The sequence below is a fragment of the Saccharopolyspora flava genome, assembly GCF_900116135.1.
Lineage (GTDB): Bacteria > Actinomycetota > Actinomycetes > Mycobacteriales > Pseudonocardiaceae > Saccharopolyspora > Saccharopolyspora flava.
In genome coordinates, this window is sequence record NZ_FOZX01000005.1 from 355,366 (window position 1) to 381,742 (window position 26,377).

28 protein-coding genes are annotated in these 26,377 nt (G+C 70.8%); 17 read left to right on the forward strand and 11 right to left on the reverse strand.

From position 1 onward, the window contains the following. Window positions 1-53 precede the first annotated feature (53 nt). Entirely contained in the window at window positions 54-779 is a 726-nt protein-coding gene (locus BM424_RS17425; RefSeq protein ID WP_245775912.1) for a type I methionyl aminopeptidase, read from the reverse strand. A 175-nt stretch (window positions 780-954) separates the two neighbouring features. Here BM424_RS17425 and BM424_RS17430 point away from each other — a divergent pair, with 175 nt between their 5' ends. Both BM424_RS17430 and BM424_RS17435 read left to right on the forward strand, forming a co-directional pair. Continuing rightward, complete coding sequence (locus BM424_RS17430; protein ID WP_093419071.1) at window positions 955-1,446, forward strand: hypothetical protein; 492 nt, start codon at window positions 955-957, stop codon at window positions 1,444-1,446. Next, a complete protein-coding gene (locus BM424_RS17435) occupies window positions 1,440-2,048 on the forward strand; it encodes a hypothetical protein (protein WP_093419074.1) in 609 nt (202 codons plus the stop codon). Before BM424_RS17430 ends, BM424_RS17435 begins: the two co-directional genes overlap by 7 nt. On the opposite strand, the gene BM424_RS17440 is transcribed toward BM424_RS17435, so the two are convergent. After that, window positions 2,045-2,749: a histidine phosphatase family protein gene (locus tag BM424_RS17440; protein ID WP_093419077.1), complete on the reverse strand. Its 705-nt coding sequence runs from the start codon at window positions 2,747-2,749 to the stop codon at window positions 2,045-2,047. The genes BM424_RS17435 and BM424_RS17440 overlap by 4 nt on opposite strands. Window positions 2,750-2,874: 125 nt before the next feature. Then, on the reverse strand, window positions 2,875-3,687 hold the full coding sequence (locus BM424_RS17445; RefSeq protein ID WP_245775913.1) for an undecaprenyl-diphosphate phosphatase: 813 nt from the start codon (window positions 3,685-3,687) through the stop codon (window positions 2,875-2,877). Window positions 3,688-3,964: 277 nt separating this feature from the next. Here BM424_RS17445 and BM424_RS17450 point away from each other — a divergent pair, with 277 nt between their 5' ends. From BM424_RS17450 to BM424_RS17460, 3 genes are all read left to right on the forward strand, one after another. Then, window positions 3,965-4,936: an aldo/keto reductase gene (locus BM424_RS17450; protein ID WP_093419083.1), complete on the forward strand. Its 972-nt coding sequence runs from the start codon at window positions 3,965-3,967 to the stop codon at window positions 4,934-4,936. A gap of 142 nt (window positions 4,937-5,078) precedes the next feature. Further along, window positions 5,079-6,059: a YncE family protein gene (locus BM424_RS17455; RefSeq protein WP_093419084.1), complete on the forward strand. Its 981-nt coding sequence runs from the start codon at window positions 5,079-5,081 to the stop codon at window positions 6,057-6,059. Beyond that, window positions 6,056-6,277 (forward strand): DUF5703 family protein, encoded by a 222-nt coding sequence (locus BM424_RS17460; protein WP_093419085.1) that lies wholly within the window; start codon window positions 6,056-6,058, stop codon window positions 6,275-6,277. The genes BM424_RS17455 and BM424_RS17460 overlap by 4 nt, the downstream gene beginning before the upstream one ends. A 6-nt stretch (window positions 6,278-6,283) precedes the next feature. On the opposite strand, the gene lplB is transcribed toward BM424_RS17460, so the two are convergent. Next, the gene (lplB, locus tag BM424_RS17465; RefSeq protein ID WP_245775914.1) at window positions 6,284-7,456 is read right to left on the reverse strand and encodes a lipoate-protein ligase small subunit; all 1,173 of its coding nucleotides are present in this window, start codon (window positions 7,454-7,456) and stop codon (window positions 6,284-6,286) included. Here lplB and BM424_RS17470 point away from each other — a divergent pair. Continuing rightward, window positions 7,430-8,965, forward strand: coding sequence for an N-acyl-D-amino-acid deacylase family protein (locus BM424_RS17470; protein ID WP_093419086.1), 1,536 nt, complete (start codon window positions 7,430-7,432; stop codon window positions 8,963-8,965). The genes lplB and BM424_RS17470 overlap by 27 nt on opposite strands. Window positions 8,966-9,072: 107 nt before the next feature. On the opposite strand, the gene BM424_RS29215 is transcribed toward BM424_RS17470, so the two are convergent. After that, entirely contained in the window at window positions 9,073-10,731 is a 1,659-nt protein-coding gene (locus BM424_RS29215; protein ID WP_217649738.1) for an eCIS core domain-containing protein, read from the reverse strand. Between the two features lie 314 nt (window positions 10,732-11,045). Between BM424_RS29215 and BM424_RS28895 the strand changes: the two genes are divergently transcribed. The 8 genes from BM424_RS28895 (at window position 11,046) to BM424_RS17510 (ending at window position 17,565) form a co-directional block, all read left to right on the forward strand. Continuing rightward, entirely contained in the window at window positions 11,046-11,183 is a 138-nt protein-coding gene (locus BM424_RS28895; RefSeq protein WP_175548139.1) for a hypothetical protein, read from the forward strand. 213 nt (window positions 11,184-11,396) lie between these two features. Continuing rightward, window positions 11,397-12,341: an LLM class F420-dependent oxidoreductase gene (locus BM424_RS17480; RefSeq protein ID WP_093419341.1), complete on the forward strand. Its 945-nt coding sequence runs from the start codon at window positions 11,397-11,399 to the stop codon at window positions 12,339-12,341. 37 nt (window positions 12,342-12,378) lie between these two features. Continuing rightward, window positions 12,379-12,762: a MerR family transcriptional regulator gene (locus tag BM424_RS17485; RefSeq protein WP_093419087.1), complete on the forward strand. Its 384-nt coding sequence runs from the start codon at window positions 12,379-12,381 to the stop codon at window positions 12,760-12,762. A gap of 107 nt (window positions 12,763-12,869) precedes the next feature. After that, window positions 12,870-13,793: a quinone oxidoreductase family protein gene (locus BM424_RS17490; protein WP_093419088.1), complete on the forward strand. Its 924-nt coding sequence runs from the start codon at window positions 12,870-12,872 to the stop codon at window positions 13,791-13,793. A gap of 137 nt (window positions 13,794-13,930) precedes the next feature. Then, a complete protein-coding gene (locus BM424_RS17495) occupies window positions 13,931-14,575 on the forward strand; it encodes a TetR/AcrR family transcriptional regulator (RefSeq protein ID WP_245775915.1) in 645 nt (214 codons plus the stop codon). Then, the gene (locus BM424_RS17500; protein ID WP_093419089.1) at window positions 14,572-15,507 is read left to right on the forward strand and encodes an ATP-binding cassette domain-containing protein; all 936 of its coding nucleotides are present in this window, start codon (window positions 14,572-14,574) and stop codon (window positions 15,505-15,507) included. Before BM424_RS17495 ends, BM424_RS17500 begins: the two co-directional genes overlap by 4 nt. Window positions 15,508-15,516: 9 nt before the next feature. Continuing rightward, window positions 15,517-16,356: an ABC transporter permease gene (locus tag BM424_RS17505; RefSeq protein ID WP_093419090.1), complete on the forward strand. Its 840-nt coding sequence runs from the start codon at window positions 15,517-15,519 to the stop codon at window positions 16,354-16,356. A gap of 18 nt (window positions 16,357-16,374) precedes the next feature. Beyond that, complete coding sequence (locus BM424_RS17510; protein WP_093419091.1) at window positions 16,375-17,565, forward strand: macrolide family glycosyltransferase; 1,191 nt, start codon at window positions 16,375-16,377, stop codon at window positions 17,563-17,565. Window positions 17,566-17,721: 156 nt separating this feature from the next. Here BM424_RS17510 and BM424_RS17515 read toward each other — a convergent pair whose 3' ends face one another. Then, window positions 17,722-18,465 carry a TetR family transcriptional regulator gene (locus tag BM424_RS17515; RefSeq protein ID WP_093419094.1) on the reverse strand — a complete coding sequence of 248 codons (744 nt, stop codon included), beginning with the start codon at window positions 18,463-18,465 and terminating at the stop codon, window positions 17,722-17,724. A 135-nt stretch (window positions 18,466-18,600) separates the two neighbouring features. Here BM424_RS17515 and BM424_RS17520 point away from each other — a divergent pair, with 135 nt between their 5' ends. Together BM424_RS17520 and BM424_RS17525 are read left to right on the forward strand one after the other, a co-directional pair. Further along, the gene (locus BM424_RS17520) at window positions 18,601-19,755 is read left to right on the forward strand and encodes an acyl-CoA dehydrogenase (RefSeq protein WP_093419095.1); all 1,155 of its coding nucleotides are present in this window, start codon (window positions 18,601-18,603) and stop codon (window positions 19,753-19,755) included. 271 nt (window positions 19,756-20,026) lie between these two features. Beyond that, on the forward strand, window positions 20,027-20,482 hold the full coding sequence (locus BM424_RS17525; protein ID WP_093419346.1) for a DoxX family protein: 456 nt from the start codon (window positions 20,027-20,029) through the stop codon (window positions 20,480-20,482). On the opposite strand, the gene BM424_RS17530 is transcribed toward BM424_RS17525, so the two are convergent. After that, the gene (locus BM424_RS17530; protein WP_093419096.1) at window positions 20,479-20,946 is read right to left on the reverse strand and encodes a YkvA family protein; all 468 of its coding nucleotides are present in this window, start codon (window positions 20,944-20,946) and stop codon (window positions 20,479-20,481) included. The genes BM424_RS17525 and BM424_RS17530 overlap by 4 nt on opposite strands. A 113-nt stretch (window positions 20,947-21,059) precedes the next feature. On the opposite strand from BM424_RS17530, the gene murJ reads away from it, so the two are divergent. Beyond that, window positions 21,060-22,685, forward strand: coding sequence for a murein biosynthesis integral membrane protein MurJ (murJ, locus tag BM424_RS17535; RefSeq protein ID WP_093419097.1), 1,626 nt, complete (start codon window positions 21,060-21,062; stop codon window positions 22,683-22,685). 1 nt (window position 22,686) lies between these two features. Here the strand turns inward: murJ and BM424_RS17540 are convergent, their stop codons facing one another. From BM424_RS17540 to BM424_RS17550, 4 genes are all read right to left on the reverse strand, one after another. Beyond that, on the reverse strand, window positions 22,687-23,412 hold the full coding sequence (locus BM424_RS17540; RefSeq protein WP_093419098.1) for a type 1 glutamine amidotransferase: 726 nt from the start codon (window positions 23,410-23,412) through the stop codon (window positions 22,687-22,689). Further along, on the reverse strand, window positions 23,409-24,851 hold the full coding sequence (locus BM424_RS17545) for a MurT ligase domain-containing protein (RefSeq protein ID WP_093419099.1): 1,443 nt from the start codon (window positions 24,849-24,851) through the stop codon (window positions 23,409-23,411). The genes BM424_RS17540 and BM424_RS17545 overlap by 4 nt, the downstream gene beginning before the upstream one ends. A gap of 69 nt (window positions 24,852-24,920) precedes the next feature. Beyond that, window positions 24,921-25,091, reverse strand: coding sequence for a hypothetical protein (locus BM424_RS28900; RefSeq protein WP_175548140.1), 171 nt, complete (start codon window positions 25,089-25,091; stop codon window positions 24,921-24,923). Window positions 25,092-25,653: 562 nt separating this feature from the next. Next, window positions 25,654-26,277, reverse strand: a complete 624-nt coding sequence (locus BM424_RS17550) for a LysM peptidoglycan-binding domain-containing protein (RefSeq protein WP_093419100.1) — start codon at window positions 26,275-26,277, stop codon at window positions 25,654-25,656. Window positions 26,278-26,377 lie beyond the last annotated feature (100 nt).

Genomic DNA, 26,377 nt, shown 5'->3' on the forward strand with positions numbered 1-26,377 from the left:
GGCGCACACGCCCCGTCACCGAACGTACACCCGTAGCCGCGTCCCTCCGCCGGTCATGCGGTGAGGATTCGGGGGCCGGTGCGGGTGATGGCGAGGGTGTGGGCGGCGTGGGCTGATCGGGACTCGTCGGTGGTGCGCAGGACGGGACTGCGGTCGGTGTCGAGGTGGTCGTGGCCGCCTGCGGTGAAGACCGGTTCGATCGTGAACACCAGGCCGGGCCGCAGCGGCAGGCCTTGGCTCGGGTGGCCGTCGTTGGCCACCGCGGGGGCTTGGTGGGGTTGGCGGCCGAGGCCGTGGCCGCCCACGGGTGGGATGCCGTAGCCGTTGCTGCGGGCCACCAGGCCGATCGCGCGGGAGACATCGCCCAGGCGCGCTCCGGGCTGGGCGGCGGCGATGCCGTCGGCCAGGGCCTGGCGGGTCGCGGCGATGAGCAGCCGGTCGCCGTCGTCGACGGTGCCGATGGGCAGGGTGGTGGCCGCGCGGGCGAACCAGCCCTGCTTGTCCAGGGTCGTGGCGACGCTGAGCAGATCACCGTCGGCCAGCACCCGCGAGTCCGGGAGCCCGCCGGTGATCTCGTCGTTGAGCGAGGTCGTCAGCACCCGCCCCTCGACCGGCCGGGCACCGTGCCGGGCGGTCACCTCGCGGGCGATCTCGTCCAGCTCCCCCAGACCGACACCGGCAGCGGCGTGCTCGCCGACCGCGCGCAGCACCGCGGCCACCACCGCCCCCGTCTCGGCCAGGGCCTCGATCTCGGCCCGATCGCGCAGTTCGATCACCATGCCACGATGATGCACCCACCCACCGACGGCCCACCCGCCACAGTGGATGGTCACGGTACGTGCCGGTAGGTGTCTTGTGCGTCATGGCAAGGGTTTTCGCGTTCAAGATCGCGAGACGCGGTTCACACGCGTCGCGTAGGGTGCGCGGGACCCCGCACGAAGGAGACCCCGAGACGTGCCCGCCCAACCCCCGGCCCCGCTGCGCCTGTGGTGGAAGAGCCCCCTGGTGGTGCGCCTGCTGCCCGCGCTGGCCCTGATCACGGCCACCGGCGCGGGTGTGGTCGCCAACCTGCCCACCACACCCGACCGCCCGCAGGCCACCCCACCGCGGCCGCAGGTCGTCAACCTCGCCCCGACCACCACGGCACCGCCCCCGCCGCCGGAGACCACCACGGCCGCCCCCACCACCAGCAGCCAGGCACCCACCTCGACCACGACCCCGACGCGCAGCAGCACCCGCACGACCACCAGCACCGCACCTCCGCCCCCTCCGCCACCGCCGGAGACCACCACGGCGCCGACGACCACCAGCACCAGCCGGCAACACTCGCCCGAGGTCACCGAAGGCCAACCGTGCGACGAACCCGGTGACGTGGCGCGCGGCGAGGACGGCGACCGCTACGTCTGCGACTACACCGACGGAGCCTGGAGGTGGCAGGAATGGTGAACCCCGACCAGACGCGCCACGACACCCCGCTGGCCGACCGCGAGACCCTCGTGCGCGGCGAGCTCACCCCGATCCGCGACGAGGCCCTGCACGGCCACGAAACACTGGTCAAGATCACCCCGGAGCACTCGCGGCGCCGCGACGTCGGCGAAGACCTCGACTTCCCCGACCAGGCCCCGCCCACCCCGCCGCGGGGCACGCTGGCCGACGGCACGATCCGCACCACCGGCTGGCTGCAGATCGGACCCCTGGCCATCTCCTCCGGCCTGTGGGCGACCCTGGCCGGCGCGGCGACCGGTTTGGCGCTGACCCGGGTGTGGGCGTGGCTGCCGCTGGTGCTCGCGGTGACCGGCTTGGCCTGCTGGTGGCTGTGGGTGCGGCGCTGGCGCCCGGCCTCGCGGGCCACGAACCTGCGCCGCGTACCCGCCGCGCGCCTGCGGCCCGGCACCCCGCTGCGCCTGCACGGCGCGATCGGACCGGTCGCCGTCGTCGAATCGGTGACCCCCGACGGCCCCGAGCGCGTCACCGTGACCTTCACCAGCGGGCACCGGCACCACCTGCGCACCGGCCGCCGCTGCCACGTCGTGGAGATCCTCGACTAGCCCCGCGAATCGGTCTCGGCCGCGGTGTTGCCGGTGCTGCCGCCCACCACCGCGTCCGAACCCGCCGACTCCGACTCGGCGGGCGGCAGCAGCCCGGAGACGTCGCTGCCGGTGTCGTTGACCTTGAGCACGAACGGGCGCGTCTCGGTGTAGCGCACCACGCTCACCGAACACGGATCGACCACGATCCGCTGGAAGGAATCCAGGTGCAGCCCCAGCGCATCGGCCAGCACCGACTTGATCACGTCACCGTGGCTGCACAGCAACCACACCTCGTTGTCGGCGACCTGGCGGTCGTGCTCGCGCACCGCGGCCACCGCGCGCGCCTGCACCTCGGCCAGCCCCTCACCACCGGGGAACACCGCCGCCGAGGGGTGCTGCTGCACGACCTTCCACAACTGCTCACCGGTGAGCTCGGAGATCTTCTTGCCGGTCCAGTCGCCGTAGTCGACCTCCGAAAGCCGCGGCTCGACCACCGGCTCCAGGTCCCGCCCCGACACCAGCTCGCCGACGGTTTCCCGGCAGCGCTGCAGCGGGGAGACCACCACCCGCTTCAGCGGCACGCCCTCCAGTCTGGAGGGCAGTTTCGCGGCCTGGCCGCGGCCGGTCTCGTCGAGACCGACACCGGGAGTGCGCCCGGCCAGAACACCGGAACCGTTGGCCGAGGAACGCGCATGCCGAACGAGGATGAGAGTCGCCACGTCCGCCGAGGGTAGGCGCCGCCTGCGCCGAACGGGCGCGAGGGGCCCGCTCGGCGCACAAAAAATGTCGGGGCGGCCCGGCAGGCCGCCCCGACATCTCGCTGTTCACCGCGCGATCAAGCGCCTCACGGCTGGATGACGCCGAAGCCCAGCAGCGCGAACACCAGCCCGCCCAGCACGATCCGGTACCAGACGAACAGGTAGACGCTGTGGCGCTCGACGAAGCGCAGCAGCCACGCGATCACCGCGTAGCCGATCACGCCGGCCACGATGGTGGACACGATCATCTGCGCCCCGGTCGGCTGCAGCCCGTAGGGGCTGGGCTCGAACACGTGCGGGATCTCCGAGAGCCCGGCGGCGAACACCGCCGGAATCGCCAGCAGGAACGAGAACCGCACCGCCGTGGCCCGCGTCAGACCCAGCGCCAGACCCGCGGTGATCGTCCCGCCGGAACGGGACACACCCGGGATCAGCGCCATCGCCTGCGCGAAACCCATCAGCACACCGTCGCTGAGCCGCAACCGGGCCTGGTCGCGCAGCTGCTTGCCGTACCGCTCGGCCAGACCCATCAGCACACCGAAGAGCACCAGCGTGGTCCCGGTGATCCACAGGCTGCGCAGGGTCGAGCGGATGTAGTCCTGGAAGAAGAACCCCAGGAGCCCGATCGGCAGGCTGCCCACGATCACGTACCAGGCCAGCTTGTAGTCCTGGGTGGAACGCACCTCGGCGTTGAACAGGCCGCGGAACCACACGGCGATCAACCGGACGATGTCGCCGATGAAGTAGATCACCACAGCCAGTTCGGTACCGATCTGCGTCACCGCGGTGAACGAGGCACCCGCGTCATCGCCGAAGAACAACTTCGACACGATCGACAGATGCCCGGACGAGGAAATCGGCAGGAACTCGGTGAGTCCCTGGACCACGGCCAAAACCATGGCCTGCAACCACGACACGAAACCCACTCCACACGATCGACAGGGAACCCGGGCCTTCTTCGGTACTGCCGACCCGGTCCCCGAATCTTGCAGCATCGCCCCCTGTCAACCTCCCCCACCCTTGATCACCCCATCAGGCCAGGTCAGCGACCACACGATCACCCACCGCACACACGACTCCGACATACCGCCACCGTGTGATCCACACCACGACCCACCGGACCCGCCGACACCACATCACCAGCCACACCCACCACACCCCCTACCCTCCAACACCGTGGAACAGCGACAACTCGGCAACAGCGGCCTGCGCGTCTCCCGACTCGCCCTCGGCACCATGACCTGGGGACTCGACGTCGACGCCGACGAAGCAGCCGACCAGCTGACCACCTTCCACGACGCAGGCGGCACCCTCATCGACACCGCCGACGTCTACCAACGCGGCCACGCCGAAGAACTCCTCGGCCACCTGCTCACCCACCACATCCCCCGCGACGAGATCATCCTCGCCACCAAAGCCGCCGCCCGCCGCAAACCCGGCCCCTTCGGCGGCGGCGCCTCCCGCGGCGCACTGCTGGCCGCACTCGACGACTCACTCCGCCGCCTCGGCACCGACCACATCGACCTCTGGCAACTCCAGAACTGGGACCCCCACGTCCCCCTCGACGAAACCCTCGCCGCCCTCGACACCGCCGTGACCACCGGCCGCGTCCGCTACACCGGCATCGCCAACTACACCGGCTGGCAAACCGCCACCGCCGCCGCACACCAGCACCACCACCCCACCCGCACACCCCTCATCTCCACCCAAACCGAGTACTCCCTGCTCGAACGCGGCATCGAACGCGAAGTCATCCCCGCCGCCCAACACCACGGACTCGGCATCCTCGCCTGGGCACCCCTCGGCCGCGGCGTCCTCACCGGCAAATACCGCAACACCACCCCACCCGACTCCCGCGGCGCCACCACCCACCTCGCCGGCTACGTCGAACACCACCGCACCGAACGCGCCGCCCGCATCGTCCAAGCCCTGCTCACCGCAGCTGAAGGACTCACCACCACCCCCGCCCAAGTCGCCCTCGCCTGGGTCCGCGACCGCCCCGGCATCACCGCACCCGTCCTCGGCGCCCGCACCACCCAACAGCTCAAAACCGCCCTCGGCTCCGAAGAACTCACCCTCCCCCCAGCCATCCGCGCCGCCCTCGACGACATCAGCGCACCCCAGCACGGCTACCCCGAAACCCAATAACGCCCACTTCACGCCGCACGACCGAAATGCCACGCTGAAGGGTCCACCCCCGCACCACCACCCCCACCCCGATCAGGGATATTTGGAGGACACACCCACCACCCAGCGGAAACACCGCAGGTCAACCACAGGAGGGCCTCGCTTGCGTCGTCTGGTCATCACCTGCCTCACCCTCACCCTGCTCACCGGGTGCGGCATGGACGACAACACCGACCCCCTCCAGGTCACCGACAACCTCACCGCCGCCACACCCGCCACAGCACCTCCCGCGAGCACACCACCCGCAGGCACCGTGCACCCCGCACCACCCACCCAGCACACCGCCTACGACCCCGACACCCACACCCTCGTGCTCGCCGCAGGCCCCCGCCTCCACCTCATCGACACCACCACCGGCACCGGCCGCACCCTCGACCTGCCCGCCGCACCCACCAGCCTCCGCGCCCACGCAGGCCAGGTCCTCGCCGCACTCCCCGACGCCGGCCAGATCACCCGCATCGACCTGCGCACCACCACCGCACACCCCACCCCCGTGCCCGGCGCACCCGTCGACGCCCTCGACCTCGATGAGCACCGCACCGCCGTCGCCCTCCGCGACACCGCCACCGTCACCGTCCTCACCAACGGCACGCCCAGCACCACCACCGACAAGTTCCAAGGCCCCGCCCAGCTCCTCAGCCAAGCAGGCCAGCTCTACCTCCTCGACACCCTCGCCACCGCCATCACCCCCATCAACCCCGACACCGGCGAGAAGGGCGCAGGACTCCGCGCCGGACAAGGCGCCACCAACGCCACCACCGACCGCTACGGCCGCCTGCTCACCATCGACACCCGCGGCCAAGCCCTCCTCGCCTTCAGCACCGACCCCCTCGTCCTCAAACAGCGCTACCCCGTCCCCGGCGCCCCCTACGCCCTCGCCTACGACCCCACCACCGACACCGCCTGGATCACCCTCACCGCCACCAACGAACTCGTCGGCTACGACATCGCAGGCGGCGAACCCCGCGAAACCCACCGCATCCCCACCATCACCCAACCCAACTCACTCACCCTCGACCCCCAGACCCACACCCTCTACATCGCCTCCGCCAACGGCGCCGGATACCAGGTGGTGAAGCCGTGACAACCGCTGAAGGACTCGACACCGACCCCGACTGGGAATACCGGCCACTGCGCCTGCCACCCGGCATCACCCGCATCAGCGCCGCCACCCAGCTCAGCATCCACGCCGAGTACTCCGGCTGGGAACTCTCCCGCGTCCTGCTCTACTCCGACGGCAGCCGCAAGATCTGGCTCCGCCGCAAGCGCAGCACCCCCGGCCTCCCCAACATCATCACCTGACACCCCTCACGGGACCCGCCACAACCACTCCCGCGTCCCGAACTTCGAACCCACCAACTCCCCGGCCCTCGACTCCTCCGCCGCGCTCACCGGTCCCTCCACCAGACCGAACCGCGACCGGAACCCCGCGATCAACCGATCGATCACCACACCGCGAGCCAAACCCGTCTGCCGCGCCAGCGGATCCACCCGCTTGGCCGCGCTCGCCACACCCTTGTCGGACAACTTCTCCCGCCCGACCCGCAACACCTCACCCAACTTCGCGGCATCGATCGAATACGACATCGTCACGTGGTGCAGCACCGCACCCGAAGCCAACCGCTTCTGCGCCGCACCCCCGATCTTCCCGCCATCCGACGCGATGTCGTTCAACGGCTGATACCACACGTTCAACCCCAAATCCCCCAGCACACCCAACACCCAGTCGTCCAAGAACGGATACGACTCCGCCACCGACAACCCCGCCACCAACGACGGCGGCGCGTACAGCGAATACGTCACCGTGTTCCCCGGCTCCACGAACATCGCCCCACCACCGGTGATCCGCCGCACCACCTCCACACCGTGCCGCTCCGCCGCACCCAGATCCACCTCGTTGCTCACCGACTGGAACCCGCCCAGGATCACCGCAGGCGACGCCCACTCCCAGAACCGCAACGTCGGACCACGACGCCCCGCACCCACCTCCTCGGCCAGCACCTCGTCCAACGCCATGTGCATCAACGGAGACCGCGGACCCTCCCGCACCAACTCCCACTCGTGATCAGCCCACCCCGACGCCCGCGTCACCGCACGACGCACCGCCGAGACCACCGCCTCCACCGAAAACCCCACCAACCGCGCACCCTCCGGCAAACCACCCCGGATCCGACGAGCCCACTCCTCCGGCTCCTCCGACACCCCCGCGCCCTCCAACGACGCGTTGATCGCCTCCAACGCCTCATCCGGCTCCAAGAAGAAATCCCCGCTCACCCGCACCCGCGACAACCGGCCCTCCACGACCTCCACATCGGCCGCCACCAGCTTCCCGCCCGCAACCTTGAACTCCCCGTGCACGACACACCCCTTCTCCAACAACATCGACAACCCCACCAACACCGCACCCACCAGCAGCATTTCCCGATGAGATCGAGCTCCCAGGAAGACACACCCATGACCGAGCTGCTCACCGGAGCCCACCTCACCGACGGCACCGGCACACCCCCACGCCCCGCCGACGTCCTCATCGACGACACCCGCATCACCGCCATCACCCCACCCGGCACCCTCACCGGCCACCCGCGCCGCGACCTCACCGGACTCGTCCTCGCCCCCGGCTTCATCGACGCCCACTCCCACGCCGACAACGCACCCCTGCTCACCGAACCCGACACCACCAAGATCCTCCAAGGCGTCACCACCGAAGTCGTCGGCAACTGCGGATTCAGCCTCGCCCCGCACACCCCCGCCCACGCCGACGACCACGCACACCACCTCGGCCGCCTGTTCCCGCCCCTGCCGGTGACCTGGCGGTCCTTCGCCGAACTCCTCCGCACCACCGACACCGCCGGCCACGTCACCAACCACTGCCCGCTCGTCGGACACGGCACCCTCCGCGTCGCCGCCGCCGGAATGACCTCCGACGCCCCCTCACCGCGCCTCATGCAGGCACTGCTCGAGGAAGCCATGAGCGCCGGCGCCTTCGGCCTCTCCAGCGGACTCATCTACCCGCCCGCCCTGTTCGCCACCACCGGCGAACTCACCGCCCTCGCCGAAGTCCTCGGCGGCACCGGCCTCTACGCCACGCACATGCGCGACGAAGGCGACCACCTCCTCGACGCCCTCGACGAAGCCCTGCGCATCGGCCGCATCGCCGGACGCACCCACATCTCGCACCTCAAAGCCACCCAGCCCCGCAACTGGGGCACCCTGCCCGCAGCCCTCGACCGCCTCCACCAGGCCCGCGCCGACGGCCACGACGCCCGCCAGGACGTCTACCCCTACACCGCCTCCTCGACGACCCTGACCTCCTTCCTGCCCACCGACTACCTCGACGGCGGTGACACCCGCACCCTCGACCGGCTCACCGCCCCGAACGCCCACACCGAACTCACCGCAGCCCTGACCGGCACCACCCACTTCGACCGCATCCTCATCGCCACCACCCCCAGCCACCGCCACGAAGGCCGCACCCTCACCGAGATCGCCGAAACCCAGCGCACCAACCCCGTCCGAGCGCTCATCGACGTCCTGGTCACCGAACAACTCCGCGTCGCGATGATCCACTTCTCGATGCACGAGGACGACCTCGAAGCCGCCCTGCGCGACCCGCACACCATGATCGGCTCCGACGGCCTCCCACCCGGCAACGGCGGACGGCCCCACCCGCGCATGACCGGAACCTTCCCCCGCGTGCTCGCCCGCTACACCCGCGACCGCGCGGTCCTGGACCTGCCCGAAGCCGTCCGCCGGATGACCTCGCTACCCGCCGAGACCTTCCGCATCCCCGACCGCGGCGTCATCGCCCCGGGCCACATCGCCGACCTCGTCGCCTTCGACCCCGACACCGTCCGCGACGTCGGCGACTACCAGGACCCGATGCGCCCGCCGACCGGCATCCCCTGGGTCTGCCTCGCAGGCCGCACGGTCGTCGAAGACGGCCACTACCTCGGCATCCGCGCAGGCCAACGCCTCACCCCGAAGACCTGACCCCTGGTCGCCGCGGTTTTTCCGTTTGCGGTAGGGGTTGATGTGGAGCATTATTTTCAGCTGCCACTGATGCTATAGAAGTTAATACCTGGATCTTGCACGACACCTCAGGCGCTGAGAACGATGCTGAGCACCAACCGGTCCCGGAAGCGGTTCTCCCAACCCCACTGCTCGTGCCAGGTCTGCCTCCCCTGCTCCGTTCCGTACATCTGGAAGTACCACTGCGGATCACCCGAGCTCAGCGTCTCCCCACCCTGATGCCGGGCGAAGTTCTCCATCGTGATGTGGTCACCTCCACTGGTGGCGATCACCGGGGCGACGTGGAAGTCCACGGCACCGGACCGGCCGTCGCCCCGCACCGCCTTGAGCATCAGCACGTCACCGATCTTCGGCGGCGGGGTGAACCGGTTGAGACCGAACTTGCGGGCCGCCCCCACGAACTTCTCCGGCTCGTTCTCGCGCAACCGGAGCGCCTGCTGGAGCAGCCCCGCCACGTGGTCCACGTACGCCTGCGCCTCGACGGGCTTGGGAAGCTTCCCGATGGCCGCATTCCGCGTGCGCTCCAGCTCCGCCTGCCGCCGCGAAGCCTTGATGCTCGTCAGCTCACCGAGGATCTCGTTCACCGCCGCCAAATACCGGCCCTCGCCCTCGTGCTCCAGACCCCGCCGGCTCGTCACAGCCTCGGCGATCTCGTTGCACCGCTGCGCGAGCCGCACGTCCAGGCCGCGTTGCACGCCCGCCTCCCGCGTCACCACCGGCTCCACCTGCCAGAGGGTCAGCTCCTCCGTCCTGTCCTTGATCTTGAGCATCCTGCGGGTGCGCCGCAGGATGAGGTGGTTGCCGCTGCCTGCCCGCTGGAACCCGACGATCCCGTTCAGGCGCTCGTTGGCCTCCCCGATGCGCTTGTCGGTGGCGAAGAACGCCTTGGCCTCGTAGCGGACGTCCTCGACGGCCAGATCGCGCTTCGCCGAGATCCGCAGCGGCACGGCGCCGTTGTACCGGATGTTCGGCTCGCCGTCCGCGCTGACGTAGCGGTCACCGACCCGCTCCTGCGACGGGAAGAAGTCCGCACCGGGCGCCCGCTCCCGCCCTTCCTCGTCCCGCGAGCCCAGCGTCGGGTAGTCGGCCTCGCCCGGTCGCACGACGACGTACCGCTGCACCGCTGCCTCCTGCGCCGTCGCAGTCGTCGATCGAGCCGGTTCCCGGATCAACGGCTCCGCGCCGGCGAGGACCCGGCGGGCGTTGGCCTCGGCTTCCCGCTCGAAGCGGTCGTCCGGATCGGAGACCGCGAGACCGTCGCCGCGGTCGGTCCCAGCCACGCGCCCGGAGCGCTGCTGGATCACGTGGCCCAGCTCGTGGAGCAGCGTGTGCTCGTCGCCGCCGTCCTCGCCGAGCACCACGTGATTGCCCGAGGTGTAGGCCCGCGCTCCGATCTGCGCCGCGGACTCCCTGGCGGGGCTGTCGGTGTGGACGCGCACGTCCGAGAAGTCCGCGCGGAGCCGCGTCTCCATGTCCGTGCGCGTGCCCTCGTCGAGAGGGCTGCCAGCGGTGCGCAGGACGTCCTGAACGGTCGCCCCCGCCTTCGCCCCCTCGTCTCGCTCCAGCGCCCCCGGATGCCCGGCGCTGCGGAGCATCTGGACGACCACCGCGTTCCCGACCGCGCTCTGCAGCGCCAGGAGCGGCGAACGGGCCGCGTGCCGGGATCGGCGGGCCGGCTCACCGATCGTCCGCGCGTCGGCGGACCTGGCCAGGTGCTCTGCGTGCATACGACTCTCCCCGCGCGAGCAAAACGACTCCCCCAGCTGAGTACCGGAGCCGAGGGCGCCCCGGCCAGGTACCCGAGGGCAGAGTGAAGGGCAGGATCGGAATCGCGCTCGTCTCGTTGCTTCTTTCCCGTGCTCGGGTGAGTCTGGATGCGAAGTATTTCTTTCAGCACGCCCTGAAGGTATAGAAGTTAATATCCGGGAAAAGCCAGCTCGGACGGGGGATTCCGAACGGTGTGTGGCGCGTCGCACATGCGATCTGTCCAGGTCGGGCGCACGATCGGCCGGTGAAATCCATTGCCGAGAGGAGCCCCGCCATGACGCTCTCAGATCATCGAGTCGCCCCGCAGGACTCCTTCGACCCGGACGTGGAACTGGACCTCCCCATCCAGTCGCGCTGGGAGTCCGTCGAGACCGAAGACGACGAGAGCCACGTCATCCGCGGCTACGACTGACCCGCGAGCCGGCGCGCCGCCGCAGGTCGCAGCACGACCTCCCAGGACCAGGCGGCGCGCCCCCGCTTCCCCTCCGGGCTCTGTGTTCCTTCCTGCGGGACTCGACTCCGGAGGGATTTCTTTCAATCGACACTGAAGACATAAAGATCAGTGAGGTCTATGCCCGCGGTGAACCGGACACCGGACGACCGCGCCGGCGAGCAGTATCGGGCCATGGCTGAATTCCGGTTCTCCTACAACGTCCTCGGAATCCGTTCCCTCACCGAGTTCACCGACACCTGCCGCCGGGCCGAATCACTCGGCTACGACACCGTCTTCGCCGCGGACCACCTCGGCTCCCCCTCCCCCTTCCCCGTGCTGGTCGCCGCCGCCCAGGCCACCGAACGACTGCGGGTGGGCACGCTCGTGCTCAACACCGGGTTCTGGAACCCCGCACTGCTCGCGCGCGACATCGCCACCACCGACCTGCTCACCGGCGGACGCCTCGAAGTCGGGCTCGGCTCGGGGCACATGAAGTGGGAATTCGAGCAGGCCGGGCTGCCCTGGCAGTCCTTCGGCGAACGCGCCGAGCGGCTGCGCAGCACCATCGACGAACTCGCTCAGCACTTCTCCGGCGAGGGTTTCGAGCAGCAGCGCGAGCGCAACGCCGAGCTCGACCTGCCCGTCCTGCGGCCGGTGCAGCGCACGGGCTTCGCCGGTTCCGGTCCCCCGCTGCTGGTCGGCGGCACCGGCGACCGCGTGCTGCGCATCGCCGCCGAGACCGCCGACATCATCGGGGTGGCCGGCGTGCGCCAGCTCCCCGGCCACCCGCCCGGAACGTTCCGCCTGTGCACCGCCGAGGAAGCCGACGAGCGCGTCGCGTTCACCCGCGACGCCGCGGGAAGCCGAGCCGATCAGGTCGAGTGGCAGGTCCTCGTCCAAGCCGTCGTGCCCACCGATGACCGGCGCGCCACCGCCGCCGAGCTCCTCCCCCGCTTCGGCGACACCATGACGCTGGATCAGATCCTCGACACCCCGTTCCTGCTCATCGGCACCCCCGAGCAGATGGCCGACCAGATCCGCCGCAACCGCTCTCGCTACGGCTTCACCCACTGCACCGTCCACGGCTCCTTCATGGAGCCCTTCGCCGCCGTCCTCCCCCACCTCATCCCCAACTGAGCTCGGTGGACCCGCGCGTCGGCGTAGGCTCCGGAGGGTGCGGATCGGTGAGCTGTCGCAGCGCACGGGCGTGAGTCGGCGCTCGCTGCGGTACTACGAGGACCAGGGCCTGCTGAGCAGCTCGCGCTCCGGGTCGGGCCAACGCCACTACCCCGAGGACGCGGTGCAGCGCGTGGCACTCATCCGGCAGCTGTTCGGCGCGGGCATGTCCAGCCGGGTGATCGCGACCCTCCTGCCCTGCGTGGATCTTCCCGACGACCCGACCGTCGCCGAGGAGACCTTCGAGGCGATGCTGCGCGAGCGCAACCGGATCGACGCCGACATCGCGCACCTCGTCGAGACCCGCGCCGCGCTCGACGAGGTGATCAAGGCCAACACGCGGCACCGGGAACGGCTCTCCTCCGAGCCCCGGCCGGGCTGATGCCGTGACTCGCGCCGCACCTGCTTGCCCCTCACATCGGTGTCAGCGCCGACGCTGGCGGTAGCGCTCCGGAACCACCGGGGCGATCGCGCGAGAGGCGGCCGACGATGGCACGAGCGTGGGGTTTCCGCGAGCACGGCGGACCCGAGGTCCAGGAGTTCTTCGACCGGGACGACCCGGCTCCCGGTCGCGGCGAGGTGCTGATCCGGGTGAGCGCCGCAGGCGTCAACCCCCTCGATCACCTGCTGCGCGCGGGCCTGGTCCCGGGGCTCGACGGAGGGCGGGCGTTCCCTCGGGTCCTGGGCATGGAGGCGGCGGGCGTCGTCCTCGCCCTCGGTGCCGACGTCGACGGGCTGGAGGTGGGTGACACCGTTTTCGGCTTCGCCCTCACCGGCGGCGGCACCTACGCCGAGACGACCGTGCTGTCCGCGCCGAACACGGCGCGCATCCCGGAGGGCCTGTCCGCGATCACGGCGGCGACGCTCCCCGTCGCGGGGACGACAGCGGTCGACGTGCTGGATCAGCTCGAGCTCACCACCGGCGGCTCGCTGCTGATCAACGGCGTCGGCGGCGGTGTGGGCCTCGCGGTCGCGCAGCTGGCCGCTGCGCGCGGGCTGCGCGTGTTCGGGACCGGCAGCACCGCCAAGCGCGAGCGGGCCGAAGCGCTCGGGGTGCGGTTCCTCGACTACACCGCCGCGGACGTCGTGCCCGCGGCGCGTGAGCTGGTTCCGGAGGGGTTCCACGGGATCGTCGACTCGGTCGAGGGTGCATCGCTGCGGGCGGTGGCGCCGCTGGCCCGCCATCCGCGCAATGTCCTCTCGGTGGGCGATCAGTCCGTCGCCGAGCTCGGTGGTCGGTTCGTGGGTCGCCGCCTCGACCGGGCTCACCTCGAGCGCACCGCGCAGCTCGCCGTCGACGGCGTTCTCGCTCCCGTGATCACCGCGATCCACCCGCTGTCCGAGGCTCCGGATGCTCTTGCCGCTGTCGAGCGCGGTCACGCCGCGGGCAAGGTGGTCATCCGGGTGGCGTGACCGGAATTTCGATCATGGATTTTTCGAGGAGGAACCGGCCTGGTCCTGCGCTGATGAACCGGAACGGACCCGCGCGTCGGTAATGAGTGAGTGCTCGCTCATTGACATGAGTGAGCACTCACTCCTACGCTGATCGAGTGACCGACCAACGACCGCGCCGCCGGGCCTCGGCGATGAGTCCCGAGCAGCGCCGCGAGGCGATCGTGGCGGCCGTGCTGCCGCTGGTGCGCGAGCACGGCGCGCACGTCACGACCAAGCAGATCGCCCAGGCCGCCGAGATCGCCGAAGGCACCGTGTTCCGGGCCTTCCGCGACAAGACGGAGCTCCTGCAGGCCTGCGTGACCGCCGCGCTGAGACCCGACGAGCTCTGCGACCGCGTGCGCGCGGTCCCCCACGAGCTCGACGTCGCCGAGCGGCTGACCCGGGCCGGGGTGCTGTTCCTCGACCACTTCACCCGCTTCGGTGAGCTGGTCCACACTCTCGCAGCCTCCGGGTTCGACCTGCGCGGCGGCCCCGACCGCAAGCCGGCCGGGCTGCCCGAGGTCCGCGAGCAGTTCATCCGCGACCTCAACGATGCCCTCGCCTCCCTGATCGAACCCGGGGAGCTGCGCATCCCGACCGACGACCTCGCCCACTACCTGCAATCGCTGGTGCTGGGCATCCGCTTCACCGCCACCGTCCTCGACACCGGCGACGCCGACCACACCGCCGCGATCCGGGCGCGCGTCGACGTCCTGCTGCACGGGGCTCTGGCCACCGACCACACCGGGGAGTCCCGATGAACGATCCGATCATCGAAGCGCACCACATCACGCAGCGCTTCGGCGAGGTCACCGCCCTCGACGACGTCAGCATCGCCGTGCCGCAGGGCACCGTGCTGGGTCTGCTCGGACACAACGGCGCGGGCAAGACCACGCTGATCAACGTCCTGAGCACGCTGCTGCCGCCCACCAGCGGCACCGCCCGCATCGCCGGGTTCGACGTCGTCACCCACCGCCGCGAGGTCACCGCGCGGATCGGCCTGACCGGCCAGTTCGCCTCCGTCGACGAACAGCTCTCCGGCTACGACAACCTCGTGCTCATCGCCCGCCTGCTCGGTGCGACCCGCCGGGAGGCCAAGCAGCGCACCGACGAGCTGCTGAGCACCTTCGACCTCGTCGAGGCCGCGCGGCGCCCGGCCCGCACCTACTCCGGTGGCATGCGGCGCAGGCTCGACATCGCCGCCAGCCTGGTCGGCCACCCCGACGTGATCTTCCTCGACGAGCCCACCACCGGGCTCGACCCGGTAAGCAGGCTCAACCTCTGGCAGATCGTGGAGAACCTCGTCGCCGACGGCACCACCGTCCTGCTGACCACCCAGTACCTCGACGAGGCCGACCGCCTCGCCGACTCCATCACCGTGCTGTCCGCGGGCAAGATCGTGGCCACCGGCACCGCCGAGCAGCTCAAGGCCCAGGTCGGCCAGCGCACCGTCAACGCCACCCTCACCGATCCCGCGCGCACCACCGACGCGCTGCAGGCCCTGCGCACCGCCGGGTTCGACCCGGTGCACGACGGGGCGCGGCTGACCATCCCGGTCGGCGCCTCCCGGCAGCTCGCCGACGTGGTCCGCGCGCTCGACGACTCCGGCCTCGACATCGGTGACCTCGGCCTGGGCGAACCGACCCTGGACGACGTCTACCTGGCCCTCGCCCACCACACGCCCGCCGCCTGAGGGGAACCCATGACCACCACCGCTCCCGCCCCCGCTCCGCCGAGCGCGCCCGCGCCCACCGCCCGCCGCTGGCGCGGGGCCTCCTACCCCACCCAGATCCTCGTGCTCACCGGCCGCTCGCTGCGCGCGCTGACCAAGGACCCGCGGGTGCTCATCTTCAGCCTGCTGCAGCCGCTGATCATGCTGGTGCTGTTCAGCCAGGTCTTCGGCAAGGCCATGATGGGCAACATCGCCGCCCAGGGCGGCAGCTACATCAACTACCTGATGCCGGCGATCCTGGTCACCACCGGCATCGGCGCGGCCGTGCAGTCCGGCGTCGGACTGGTCAGCGACATGAAGAACGGTGTCATCGCCCGCTTCCGGACGCTGCCGATCGGCATCAGCTCGGTGATCATCGCCCGCAGCCTGTCGGACCTGACCCGCACCGCCGTGCAGCTGATCATGCTGCTGTCGGTGGCCTCGCTGGTGTTCGGCTTCTCCCCCGCCGGTGGTCTCGGCGGCACGCTCGGCGCCTTCGGCCTGGCGCTGTTCGTCAGCTGGGCGCTGTCGTGGATCTTCCTCGCGTTCGGCGCCTGGCTGCGCAAGGAGGAGGTCATGCAGAGCGTCGGGTTCCTGGCGATGTTCCCGCTGATGTTCGCCTCCAGCGCGTTCGTGCCGATCCAGGCGCTGCCGGACTGGCTGGCCTTCATCGCCCGGATCAACCCGCTGACCTACGCCGTCAACGCCTCCCGCGACCTGTCGCTGGCGCTGCCCACCGGCACCGGGGTGATCGCCGCGCTGGGCACCAGCGCCGTGCTGTGCGTCGTGGGCATCGCCGCAGCCGTCCGCGGTTTCCGCCGCCCCCTGTAGAACATCCGACGAGGAATCATGAAGAAGCACTTCCTGTTCACCAGCGTTCCCGCCTTCGGCCACGTCAACCCCACGTTGGCGCTGGTCGGTGAGCTGCTCGACCGCGGCCACCGGGTCACCTACGCGGTCGGCGCGGACGCCGCCGAGACCGTGCGCGCCACCGGTGCCGAGGTCGTCGAGCTGCCGACCCAGATCCCGAACCTCGGCGGCATGGGGGCCGGGTTCACCCCCGAGCGGCTGCGCACGATGGTCCAGTTCTTCATCGACGACGTGCGCAAGTGCATACCGATCCTGCTGGAGCGCTTCACCGACGATCCGCCGGACGCGGTGTGCTCCGACGTGATGACCACCTACGGCCGGATGCTGGCCGACCGGCTCGGCATCCCCGCCGTCGCGCTGGTCCCGAACTTCGCGGGCAACGAGAAGTTCGACCTGCGCACCGCGGTGATGGCCGAGCACGCGGCCGGCACGGGCTTCCCCGCCTCCGGAGCGCTGGAGCGGATCCAGGAGGAGATGCGCGCGCTCGGCGAGGAGTTCGGCGTCGAGGCCGCCCCGTTCATGGGCGGCGCCCCGGCCGAGCTGAACCTGGTGTTCCTGCCGCGCGAGTTCCAGCTTGAGCACGAGACCTTCGACGAGCGGTTCCGGTTCATCGGACCGCAGCTGGGCGACCGGGACAACGAGCCCTACGCCCCCGCCGACCCGCGGCGGCCGCTGCTGTTCATCTCGCTGGGCACCGCGTTCAACCAGCGCCCGGAGTTCTACCGGCTGTGCATGGAGGCCTTCGCCGACAGCGACTGGCAGGTCGCGATGTCGGTCGGCTCCCGCATCGACATCACCGGCCTGGGCGAGATCCCGGCGAACTTCGACGTCCGCCCCTCCTTCCCGCAGCCCGCGGTGCTGCGGCACGCGACGGCGTTCGTCACCCACGCCGGGATGAACTCGACGATGGAGGCGCTGCACCACGGCGTCCCGCTGGTGAGCGTCCCGCAGATGCCCGAGCAGGCCGCCAACGCCGCCCGCGCCGCCGAACTCGGCCTCGGGATCAAGCTCGACACCGACGCCGTCACGGCCGCTGAGCTGCGGGCGTCGGTGGATCGGATCTCTTCCGACGCCGAGGTCCGCGCCCACCTCGACCGGATGCGCGAGCTCGTCCGCTCCTCCGGCGGCGCCCCCGCCGGTGCCGACGCCCTCGAGTCCTTCCTGAGCTGACTCCTCCTCGGCTTCTTTTGGTGGGTGGGGGAAGTTTTCATGAAAACTTCCCCCACCCACGGATCACCCGGGTTAATTTCACTGGACACTGAAGCCGTGAATGTGATCAACACGTGATCGCCGGAGATCATTCCCGGCACTGAGTGCCGTGGGGTGTCAGCGCTCGATGTCGCGCAGGGCTTCCTGGATCTGCTTGAGGACCACCGCCGACGAGGCCGAGGTGCGCACCGCCGCCACCACGACCTCCTGATCGTCCTGTTCGGACCGGCCCGTCGGCCACTGCCCCGCCAGCGCCTCGGCGACCTGGTCGGTGGCGTGCCGCAGCGCCGCGCGGGCGTCGAGCTCTCCCCCGCTGCGCAGCCACTGCCGCAGCACGTGGTTGTGCGCGGCGACCACCGCGGCGGCCGCGACCGAGGCGTGCAGCTCGGCGTCGGGCTGGTCGGCGAAGCGGGCCCGCAGGTAGCGGGCGAAGACCCGCTGGTACCGGTCGATGCTGGCGATCTCCTTGTCGCGCAACGACGAGACCTGCCGGGTCAGCTCGGAGCGCTTGAGCGAGACCTCGGGTTCCTCGAGGTACATCCCCAGCACGAACTCGGCCGCCTCGCCCAGCACCAGTAGCGGGTCGGCCTCGGCGCCCGCCGACTCCAGGAGCTCGACGACCTCGGCCAGCCGCTCGTCGTGCCCGGGGAACACGACGTCCTCCTTGGACCGGAAGTAGCGGAAGAAGGTGCGCCTGCCGACCCCGGCGGCCTCCGCGATCTGGTCCACAGTGGTCGCCTCGAAGCCCTGCTCGGCGAAGAGTTCCAGGGCCGCGACCGCGATCGCGCTGCGCACCTTCCGGCGGCCGTGCGGGGTGCGTCCGGTGCGGGACTTGGGCGCCGCAGCGACTGCCTCCGACATGGCCGGAATATAGCACCGCGGAATTGCTAGTGGCACTCAGTGCCGTTACGATGGCGCGCAGAGAAGGTCCGCCGCGTTACGCGAGCGGCATGCAACAAACCCCGCCGCGACGCGACGGGACTAGGGAGGGACCCGGTGGACCCGAACTTCGGCACCTACCAGCTCGGCGAGGAGCACGAGGCGCTGCGCGAGGCGGTGCGCGCCCTGTCGGAGAAGGAGATCGCGCCCTACGCGGCGGAGGTCGACGAGCAGGAGCGCTACCCGAAGGAAGCGCTCGACGCCCTGGTCAAGGCGGGTTTCGCCGCCACGCACATCCCCGAGGAGTACGGCGGCGAGGGCGCCGACTCGGTGGCCACCTGCATCGTCATCGAAGAGGTCGCCCGCGTCTGCGGCTCCTCCTCGCTGATCCCCGCGGTGAACAAGCTCGGCACCATGCCGATCATCCTGTCGGCCTCCGACGACCTCAAGAAGCAGGTCCTGCCGGCGATCGCCTCCGGTGAGACCACCGCCTCCTACGCGCTGTCCGAGCGCGAGGCCGGCTCCGACGCCGCGTCGATGAAGACCCGCGCCCGCCTCGACGGCGACCACTGGGTCCTCAACGGCAGCAAGTGCTGGATCACCAACGGCGGGGTGTCCAAGTGGTACACGGTCATGGCCGTGACCGACCCCGACAAGGGCGCCAACGGCATCAGCGCCTTCGCGGTGCACGCCGACGACCCGGGCTTCACCGTCGGCCCGAAGGAGAAGAAGCTCGGCATCAAGGGCTCGCCCACCGTCGAGCTGTACTTCGAGGACGCCACGATCCCGGCCGACCGGATCATCGGCGAGCCCGGCACCGGCTTCAAGACCGCGCTCAAGACCCTCGACCACACCCGCCCGACGATCGGCGCGCAGGCCGTGGGCATCGCCCAGGGCGCCCTGGACCAGGCCCTGGCCTACGTCAAGGAGCGCAAGCAGTTCGGCAAGTCCATCTCCGAGTTCCAGGGCGTGCAGTTCATGCTCGCCGACATGGCCATGAAGGTGGAGTCCGCTCGCCAGATGGTCTACGTCGCCGCCGCCCGCGCCGAGCGCGGTGAGCCCAACCTGGGCTTCATCTCGGCCGCCGCCAAGTGCTTCGCCTCGGACGTGGCCATGGAGGTCACCACCGACGCCGTCCAGCTCTTCGGCGGCGCGGGCTACACCCGCGACTTCCCGGTCGAGCGCATGATGCGCGACGCCAAGATCACCCAGATCTACGAGGGCACCAACCAGGTCCAGCGCATGGTCATGGCCCGCAACCTGCTCAAGTGACGTCGTGAGACGAAATGGGCCCCGGCGGAACAACTCCGCCGGGGCCCATTTGCTTCGCCGCCCGTCACTCCTCCACCCAACCCACACAAGCCGGCCGCTGTCCCGTCTGGGTCGGGTCCGACAGAAGTGCGGGTTGTGGAGGGATCCGGGTGGGAATTCGCTCGTCCTGATGATGGTGGTGCGGTTCGTCGTCTCCGGTTCCGAGATGTCGGGGGTGTGGATCTCCACCACACTGGGCGCAACGGTCGCACCGCGGAGGACGGGAGTTGTCATGACCGCGATTCGGAGTTTGCTGACCTTCATCGGCCGCATCGGGGTCGGGGTCATCCTCATCGCCCACGGCTGGCAGAAGCTCATGAGCTGGGGGATCCCGACCACCGCGCAGAACTTCCAGAAGATGGGCGTCCCGGTCCCGGAGGTCTCGGCGTGGTACGCGGCCATCGTCGAGCTCGCCGGGGGGATCCTGCTGATCCTGGGCATCGCGCTGCCGCTGGTGGGGCTGGCGGTGGCCATCGACATGATCGGGGCGATCGTGTTCGTGCACCTGCCGCACGGGCTGTTCTCCCCCGACGGGTTCGAGCTGCCGCTGGCGGTCGGTGCCGCCGTGCTGGCGATGGGTTTCAACGCGGGCACCTGGTCGATCGATCACCTGCTGTTCGGGCGGCGCAAGAACCGCCGCCGCGAGGAGGCCGCGACCGAGTACTACGAGCAGGGCGAGACCTACTAGGACTCCCCCGGCTCCGAGCGCTCCTCCCGGCGGGCCAGGTAGTTGCCGGACTCCGCGTAGAGGCTGGTGAGCAGCCAGCTGCCGACGCCGATGTCGTCGCCGATGCCCAGCAGCGGCAGGAAATCCGGGATGAAGTCGATCGGCGAGATCAAGTAGACCACCGCCACCAGCCACAGCAGCAGCTGGTAGCGCGGCAGCTGCGGGTTCTGGCCCCGGGCGGTCGCGCCGACCATCGCCGGGACCGCGCGCACCCGCGCCAGCGGTGAGCCCGTCGCACCGGTGCGGTGCGCGCGCACCGCGGCCCGCACCGGGGACCGCCGCAGCCGGGCCACCAGGCCGGCCACCGTGATGCCCAGGCCCGCCGCCATCAACCCCACCGGCAGCAGCCAGCCGCCCGCGTCGCCGCCGAAGGCGATGGCCACCACCGCCCCGGCGATCAGCAGCACCACACCGAACACGATCACCCGCGCGCCCCTTCCGCAGCCGTCCCGATCAGCCTGCCACGACACCGCTCCGCCCGGCGAGAGCGGGTGTTCCGTGGCACCTTCAACATCGAACGCGCTGAGGGGAGAGCCACGTGGTCGATCAGGCCGACGCCGACGTCCGACGACCCTCGCTGGCCCGCGCGAGCGCGGCCATGGCGGTGGCCACCGCCACCAGCCGGGTCAGCGGACTGCTGGCCAAGGTGCTGCTGGTGGTGGTGCTCGGACTGGGCGTGGTCAACGACTCCTACACCGTGGCCAACACGCTGCCGACCGTGGTCAACGAGCTGCTGCTCGGCGGCGTGCTCACCAGCATCGCGGTCCCGCTGCTGGTCCGCGCCCAGCAGCAGGGCCCGAAGCAGGGCGAGTCCTACGCGCAGTGGATGATCACCATGGGCGGGGTGCTGCTGGTGGTCGCCACCGCCGTCGCGGTCGCCTGCGCCGGACTGCTCACCGCCCTGTACCTGGGGGCCGACACGCGGGCGAACGCCGAGCTGACCACCGCTTTCGCCTACCTGCTGCTGCCGGGCATCGTCTGCTACGGGATGTCGGCGCTGCTGCAGGCGATCCTCAACGTGCGCGGGGTGTTCGGCGTGCCGGCGTGGGCTCCGGTGTGCAACAACCTCGTCGTCATCGCCACCGTCGTGGTCTACGCGCTGGTGCCCGGGGAGATCTCCACCGATCCGGTGCGCATCGGCGAGCCGAAGCTGCTGATCCTCGGGCTGGGCACGCTGGCGGGCATCACCACCCAGCTGCTGGTGATGGTGATCTCGCTGCGCCGCAGCGGTTTTCGCTACCGATGGCGGTGGGGCTGGGACCGCAGGCTCTCGGAGTTCGGCGGCCTGGCCGGGTGGGTGGTGCTCTACACGCTGATCAGCCAGGCGGGCATGGTCGTGATCACCCGGGTGACCGCGCAGGGCACCCCGGGCAGCGTGGCGACGTTCAACTACGCGTGGCTGCTCTCGCAGGTGCCCTACGGGGTGCTGGGGGTGTCGCTGCTGACGGCGCTGATGCCGCGGATCAGCGAGGCCGCCGCGGCCGGGCGCACCCGGGAGTTCGTCGACGACGTCGCCTGGGGCACGCGGATGACGGCCGTGCTGCTGATGCCGGTCAGCGCGCTGCTGGTGGTCGCCGGCGGTCCGCTGTCGGTGGCGTTCTTCTCGCTGGGCGCCAGCGACGTCACCGCCGCCGGGCGGCTCGGGTGGGCTCTGGTGGCGGCCGCGGCCGGGGTGGTGCCGTTCGGGATCACGATGCTGCAGCTGCGGGCGTTCTACGCGATGCACGACGCGCGCACGCCGACCTGGATCAACGTGATCATGGTGGTGGTGCGCAGCGCGCTGTGCTACCTGGTGCTGGCCACCGTGCGGCCCGAGGACCTGGTGCTCGGGGTGACCGCGGCGATGTCGGCGAGCTTCCTGCTGGGCGCGGTGGTCGGGCAGGTGTGGCTGCGCGCCCGCGTCGGGTCGCTGAGCACGGGCACCACCGTCGTGGGGTGCCTGCGCGCTCTGGTGGCCGGGGCGGCGGGGGCGGTGTGCTCGTTGGCGCTGGTGGCCGGGGCGCGGGCGGTGACCGGGCCGCTGGGGCCGATGCTCGACGCGTGGCTGGCACTGGTGCTGCACACGCTGGTCGTCCCGGCGGTGGCCGTGGCGGTGCTGGCGCTGCTGCGGGCGCCCGAGCTGAAGCCGGCCCTGCGGAAGCTGGGCCGGCTCGCTCGTCGCTGATCTACTTGCGGTTGCGCACGTGCACGCGGGTGCGCTCGGTGCGCAGCGCCTTGAGCTCCGGCGGATCGGCCAGCGGCGCCAGCGGCTCGCCGATCGCCCACTCCAGCAGCAGGTCGGCGAGCTTGGGGTTGCGGGCCAGGACCGGGCCGTGCATGTAGGTGCAGACCACGTGGCCGGTCACCGCGCCCTCGGCCTCCTCGGCGCCGTTGCCGACGCCGCGCACGACCCGGCCCAGCGCGTGCGAGCCGGGGCCGAGGGTGGTGCGGCCGAGGTGGTTCTCGAAGCCGGTCAGCATCCCCACCCCGCCCAGGGTGGACTGGGTGGTGACCTCGCCGATGGCGCGGCCGCGTCCCGGTTCGGTGGCGGCGTCGACCAGCCCGAGGCCTTCGTGGCGCTGCCCGTCGCCGGTGACGAAGCTGGTGCCCAGCACCTGCAGCCCGCCGCAGATGCCCAGCACCGGCACGCCGTGCTCGACGGCGCGGGCCAGTCCCCCGCCGCGGCGCAGGAACCGGACGGCGGCGACCTGAGCGACGTCCTCACCGCCGCCGATCAGGTACAGGTCGCAGCCTTCCGGCACGGCGTCGTCCGAGGACAGGACGGTGACGAGCCTGCTGCCGATGCCCCGCCAGCGCAACCGTTGGGCGAGCACGATCGCGTTGCCGCGGTCGCCGTAGGTGCCCAGCAGGTCGGGCAGCACCAGTGCGATGCGGACTCGGTTCCCGGTCATCTGCGGCTCCTGGTCAGCACGTCGCGGAAAGCGGTGTAGTTGGCGATCACGTCGGGCACGCCGCCGTCGGTGCCGCCCAGGGCGACCTCGACGGTGGAGGCGACGGTGGCGGGCACCTGGGCGTAGCGCAAGCGCACCGCCAGGTCGAGCGCGCGGTCACCGGCGACCTGGACCGGTCGTCCGCGCAGCATCTCGAAGTCGACGTCCCACAGCCAGGAGACGTCGTAGCCGTCGGCTTCGCGACTGTTGACCACCAGGACAAGGGGTTCGTCGTTGCCCGAGACCAGGTCGAGCATCTCCAGCCAGCTGGCGGGGTTCTTGGCCAGCAGCAGCCGGACCTTGCGGCCGCCGACGCGGACGGTGTCGTAGCGGCCCGCGGCCTGCGAGATGCGGCGGATGCGGGCCAGCGCCGGGGCCTCCTCGCCGCCGAGCTCCAGGGCGGCGGCCAGGGCGAAGGTGGCGTTGACGCGGTTGACGTGCCCGGGCAGGGCCAGGGCGAGCTCGTGGTGGGTGCCCTCGGCGTCGAGGACGCCGGTGTCGGTGACCTTCCAGTCCGCGGGCGGGCGGGCCAGGCCGCACTCGCAGCGCCAGTCGCGGTCGACGTCCCCGATGAAAGCGCCGCAGCGCGGGCAGTTCAGGGCGTCGTCGCGCCACCGCACACCACCGGAGACCCAGGTGACGTGCGGGTGGTCGATGGCGGCGAAGACGATGTTGGGGTCGTCGCGGTTGGCGATGACCTGCGCGTCCGGGACCTGGGCCAGGGCGCGCTGCAGGCTCGCGGCCACGGTGCGGACCTCGCCGACGCGGTCGAGCTGGTCGCGGCTGAGGTTGAGCAGCAGGATCGCGGCCGGTTCGAAGCGCTCGGTGACCTGCGCCAGGTGCAGCTCGTCGACCTCCAGCGCGGCGAACGGGGCGTCGAGCCGGGTCAGCAGGGCGGCGACGTGGCCGTCGAGCATGTTGGCGCCGGTGGCGTTGCTGACGGCCGGGGCCTGGGCCCGCAGCGCCTCGGCGACCATCTGGGTGGTGGTGGTCTTGCCGTTCGTCCCGGTGACCATCACGACACGCCGACCGGCTGCCAGCCGCTGCAGCAGGTCGGGCTGTAGCGTCATCGCCAGACGGCCACCGATCATGCCGCCGGAGCCGAGGCCGAGGCGTTGCGACAGCGACGCGGCCATCCGGCCGGCGTTGATCGCGAGGTTGGTGCGCAGATCCCGGCGGCGAGTGCGCTCGGGGTGGCGCTCCGGCGCGGGGACGACCTTCCAGTGCTGGTCAACCCCGGTCTGGTCGGTGCCGGACTGTTCGGGGCTGGACTGCTCGGGGTCCTGCCGCTGGTCGGGTGGCCGGTGGCGCCCGGTGCGCGGTGGTTGTTCGGGTGCTCGGCGCTGGGCCGGCGTCTGGTCGACCGATGGTTCGTCGGTCTCCCGCGTGGTGTCGGTCATGCGTCCCCTCCCCCCTCAGGCGGCCGTCGCACGCGGCGCGCCAGGTCGGCTCAGGGCTGCGCGACACCGCTAATCGGCCGCACTCGGGCGCGCCGCCCCTCGCTTCCTGGCCAGTGTGGACCGGCTGCGGCGAAACAGCGCGACGATCAGCAGGAGCACCCCGGCGGTGATCGCCGCCGGGCCCACCCAACCGTCGATGCCGGAACCAGCGGCGGCATCGAGTTGAGCTGCGATGAACATCGAAGGTCCCCTTTCCGGAGGTCGGGACGAGGGGGAACGCGGTGAGTGCGGTCACGTCCATGGTCCGGCGGGGCGGGGCGCGCCCGCCTGGTCGACATGCCGGGACGTCCCGCTATCGAGGACGTTTCACCCGTGGTGATTCCCCGGCAGGACGCTGCGTGATCAGATGACCGGCACCTCGGACCGGAACGTGGTTCACGATCGGTGCGGTTTTCGTGCTGCGGCGGACTTTTGGGGCCGAACGGCGGAGTGCCCGCACTGCAACGCTCACCCGTTGGGGTCTATTGCGGCGATACGCTCGGCGATCAACGAACGTGCAATTACGCTCGGATTTGATCCCGACGGTGTCCGTCAAGATCCGAAGGGAGCCGAGAAGTGACCGAACTCCTCCTGCTGCTGGGTTTCTTCGCCTTCGCCGGAATCAGCTGGACCGCGTGGGACATCCGCGCCGATCTGCGCCGCCGCAAGCTCAAGTAGTCGCGTCCGCAGACGAGGGACCCCGCCGGAGAGAGGCAGGCGGGGTCCCTCGATCATGCGCACCCGGGTCCGAGGACCGGGTGGGTCACTTGATGGCGAGCTGCTGACCCGGGAAGATCACGTTCGCGTCCTGGACGATCGAGCGGTTCTTCTCGAAGATCGACTGCCAGCTCACGCCGCTCTTCTCGGCGATCGAGCTCAGGGTGTCGCCGGTCTGCACGGTGTAGGTGCCCTCGACCTGGACGGTCTTCTTGACCGTGCTCTTCTTCTTGGTCGTGGACTTCTTCTCGGTGCTCTTCTGGGAGGAGCCGCCCGAGGAGGCCACGTCCTGGTGCTCGGCGCTGCCACCCGCGGTCAGGCCGGCCTTCTTGGAGCACACCGGCCAGGCACCCGGGCCCTGCGCCTGCAGCACGCGCTCGGCCACGGCGATCTGCTGGGCCTTGCTGGCCTGCGCGGCGTTCGAGCCGTAGCTGCTGCCGCCGTAGGCCTGCCAGGTGGACTGGTTGAACTGCAGGCCACCGTAGTAACCGTTGCCGGTGTTGATGCTCCAGTCGCCACCGCTCTCGCACTGCGCGACGGCGTCCCAGGTGGACTCCGAGGCGGCGTTGGCCGGGAGGGCCATCGCGAACGGCGCCGCGACGATGGCGCCGGCCACGGCGACGCGGGTCATGTTGCGGCGAGTGGTGGTGGACTTGCGGTGCTTGCCCATGCTGTCTTCGTCTCCAGCGACGCCTGCGCGACACCGTCGTCCCGGCCTCCCCCGCGGGCACCGGCCGGGTTTGCCCCCAACGGTCGGTGCCGGGGTCTCC

Excerpts from the sequence above, each read along its gene's own strand:
- BM424_RS28900 (WP_175548140.1), bottom strand. The coding sequence starts at position 25,091 with ATGTTCATCGCAGCTCAACTCGATGCCGCCGCTGGTTCCGGCATCGAC.
- BM424_RS17435 (WP_093419074.1), top strand. The coding sequence starts at position 1,440 with ATGGTGAACCCCGACCAGACGCGCCACGACACCCCGCTGGCCGACCGC.
- BM424_RS17425 (WP_245775912.1), bottom strand. The coding sequence starts at position 779 with ATGGTGATCGAACTGCGCGATCGGGCCGAGATCGAGGCCCTGGCCGAG.
- BM424_RS17490 (WP_093419088.1), top strand. The coding sequence starts at position 12,870 with ATGGCACGAGCGTGGGGTTTCCGCGAGCACGGCGGACCCGAGGTCCAG.
- BM424_RS17515 (WP_093419094.1), bottom strand. The coding sequence starts at position 18,465 with ATGTCGGAGGCAGTCGCTGCGGCGCCCAAGTCCCGCACCGGACGCACC.
- BM424_RS28895 (WP_175548139.1), top strand. The coding sequence starts at position 11,046 with ATGACGCTCTCAGATCATCGAGTCGCCCCGCAGGACTCCTTCGACCCG.
- BM424_RS17470 (WP_093419086.1), top strand. The coding sequence starts at position 7,430 with ATGACCGAGCTGCTCACCGGAGCCCACCTCACCGACGGCACCGGCACA.
- BM424_RS17505 (WP_093419090.1), top strand. The coding sequence starts at position 15,517 with ATGACCACCACCGCTCCCGCCCCCGCTCCGCCGAGCGCGCCCGCGCCC.
- BM424_RS17480 (WP_093419341.1), top strand. The coding sequence starts at position 11,397 with ATGGCTGAATTCCGGTTCTCCTACAACGTCCTCGGAATCCGTTCCCTC.
- BM424_RS17550 (WP_093419100.1), bottom strand. The coding sequence starts at position 26,277 with ATGGGCAAGCACCGCAAGTCCACCACCACTCGCCGCAACATGACCCGC.
- BM424_RS17545 (WP_093419099.1), bottom strand. The coding sequence starts at position 24,851 with ATGACCGACACCACGCGGGAGACCGACGAACCATCGGTCGACCAGACG.
- BM424_RS17510 (WP_093419091.1), top strand. The coding sequence starts at position 16,375 with ATGAAGAAGCACTTCCTGTTCACCAGCGTTCCCGCCTTCGGCCACGTC.
- BM424_RS29215 (WP_217649738.1), bottom strand. The coding sequence starts at position 10,731 with ATGCACGCAGAGCACCTGGCCAGGTCCGCCGACGCGCGGACGATCGGT.
- BM424_RS17500 (WP_093419089.1), top strand. The coding sequence starts at position 14,572 with ATGAACGATCCGATCATCGAAGCGCACCACATCACGCAGCGCTTCGGC.
- BM424_RS17525 (WP_093419346.1), top strand. The coding sequence starts at position 20,027 with ATGACCGCGATTCGGAGTTTGCTGACCTTCATCGGCCGCATCGGGGTC.
- BM424_RS17540 (WP_093419098.1), bottom strand. The coding sequence starts at position 23,412 with ATGACCGGGAACCGAGTCCGCATCGCACTGGTGCTGCCCGACCTGCTG.
- BM424_RS17445 (WP_245775913.1), bottom strand. The coding sequence starts at position 3,687 with ATGGTTTTGGCCGTGGTCCAGGGACTCACCGAGTTCCTGCCGATTTCC.